The sequence below is a fragment of the Solirubrobacter deserti genome (assembly GCF_027587175.1).
Lineage (GTDB): Bacteria > Actinomycetota > Thermoleophilia > Solirubrobacterales > Solirubrobacteraceae > Solirubrobacter > Solirubrobacter deserti.
Genome location: NZ_JAPCID010000113.1, coordinates 1 through 1,932 on the forward strand (window position 1 = coordinate 1; position 1,932 = coordinate 1,932).

Annotated in this window: 2 protein-coding genes; both read left to right on the top strand. The window is 68.6% G+C overall.

Going from position 1 to position 1,932, the window contains the following annotated elements; all coding sequences use genetic code 11:
* The first annotated feature begins 457 nt into the window (after positions 1-457).
* Entirely contained in the window at positions 458-1,012 is a 555-nt protein-coding gene (locus OJ962_RS34145; protein WP_202958748.1) for an RNA polymerase sigma factor, read from the top strand.
* Entirely contained in the window at positions 1,009-1,770 is a 762-nt protein-coding gene (locus tag OJ962_RS34150) for a hypothetical protein (protein WP_202958747.1), read from the top strand. Before OJ962_RS34145 ends, OJ962_RS34150 begins: the two co-directional genes overlap by 4 nt.
* Positions 1,771-1,932 lie beyond the last annotated feature (162 nt).

Consider the following 1,932-nt stretch of genomic DNA (forward strand, 5'->3'; position numbering starts at 1 on the left):
TCGCGTCGGACTACGAAGGCTCCTTGCTCGAGATCACGCCTCGTGGACGGGCGAGTTCGTCGAGAAGCGCTCTTTTGGTGCCGCCGCTCTACGCGCCCGGCACCCGGGGTATGTGCGCTGCATGCGAGAGCAGGCGAGTCGCGGTGGCGGCTTGAACCGGTTCCTGCAGGCCACTGGACTGAAGCGCCCACCATGCGGCGGGCCACGTTGATCGTTCTCTGGCGCGCGCGGTACGGGAGATACACAAGCCGCCGGCTCGATGAGGACGTCGATGGTCGTCGCGCGCATCCGGATCCTCGAGGACGCACTGCGCCGCGGCACCAGGTAGGACGCAGTTCGTTCGAAGGACGCTTCTTCGGCGTGTGCGCGGAACCGCTCGGCGGACGTCCGATTGCGTGGGTCGAACTCTGTCGCTGAACTTCGGTCACGTTTTCGCGCGTCGCGCGAGGAGTTGGGTGTGAGGGATTTTCAGAACGCGACCGACGACGAGTTGCTTAAGGCAACGCCCCGCCACCCGCGGGCGTTCGACGAGTTCTATGTCCGGCACGAGGCCGTGGTGCTCGTTTATTTCCGCCGCCGCACGGAGTCGGCCGACGTCGCGCTCGACCTCGCCGCGGAGACCTTCGTGCGCGCGCTCGGGTCGGTCCGGCGATACAAGCCGGGTCGCGAGCCCGCGATCGCGTGGGTGCTGGGGATCGCCCGCCATGTCCTGCTTGACTCGCTCCGGCGAGGCCGGGTCGCTGACAAGGCGCGGGCTCGGATGCACGTGGCGCTCGTCGCGGTGGATGATGAGGAGCTTGAGCGCATCGACGCGCTCGGCCGCTCGTCGTCGCTGAGTCTGCTCGCGAAGCTGCCGTCCGACCAAGCCGCCGCGGTCCGTGCGCGGGTGTTCGAGGAGCTTCCGTACGAAGCGATCGGCACGCGCCTTAAGTGCTCGCCGCTGGTCGCGCGCAAGCGTGTCAGTCGCGGGCTTGCCACGCTGCGCACCCTCGTCTTGGAGGAATCAGAATGACGTACGCGCCAAGCCTCCGAGAGAGCCTGCAGGAGGCGGCCGAGCACCGCTACGGGCGCCGCCGCCGAGCGCAGCGGTGGTCGGCGATGGTGCTGGTGCCGGCGTTCGTGGCCGCAGCGGCCGCTGCCGTCCTGGTCGCGCCGGATCCCGAGCGCGAACGGACGCCCGAACCGGCTGGGAACGCGCACACAATTAAGGTCACGCCGTTACCGCCTCGGCCGCGGGCCGAGTTCCTGGTCGTCAATCCCGTGCCGCTCTCGCGTGCGGCCGGCCTCGCCGCGCAGGCCAAGGCAGTGAACACGAGCGCGAGCCAGAAGCGCCTCGTACGCGCCTACGCCGTGCCGGGGATCGACGGCGCCGGCGTTCTCCTGACGCGAACGAAGACCGACGTCTGCGTGAGCGCAATCCATCCTGCGGCCGGGGACTTCCCGGGCGAGTGGGCGTCGGCGTGCAACCTCAGCGGCCGCGAACACGGCGTTGGCCTCGTCGTCGGGGACACGTTCGTGGGCGTCGTCGGGAACGACGGCGTTCAACCGACCTACAAGGCCCCGAACGAACCCGCGATCCGACTACGACCAAACCGAGACGGCGTGGTCGTCATCCAAGGAGCGGCCGACGGCGCGCGCATCCGCTATTCCCACGCGTCTCCCGAGACGGTCAAGATCCCACGGTACGCGCGCTACCAGTGCTCCGACGGGACATCGCGTGACATGCGGATCAACAACGGGCCGATCACCTGGGACCCCTGCGAGGACTGATCACTCCCTGGTTCAACGCTACGACGACGGAGCGGGGCACGGCAACCGCTCCCTCGTGCGCGACAGCACCTCGCCGCGCCTCACCGCGGATAGCGGATTCGTCGAAAAGCACCACTTTGGCTTGCTGCCGACCGGTAGCCTCTCGCGTCCATGAGGACTGAG

Coding starts and splice junctions, on each gene's coding strand:
- OJ962_RS34150 (WP_202958747.1), top strand. CDS start 1,009: ATGACGTACGCGCCAAGCCTCCGAGAGAGCCTGCAGGAGGCGGCCGAG.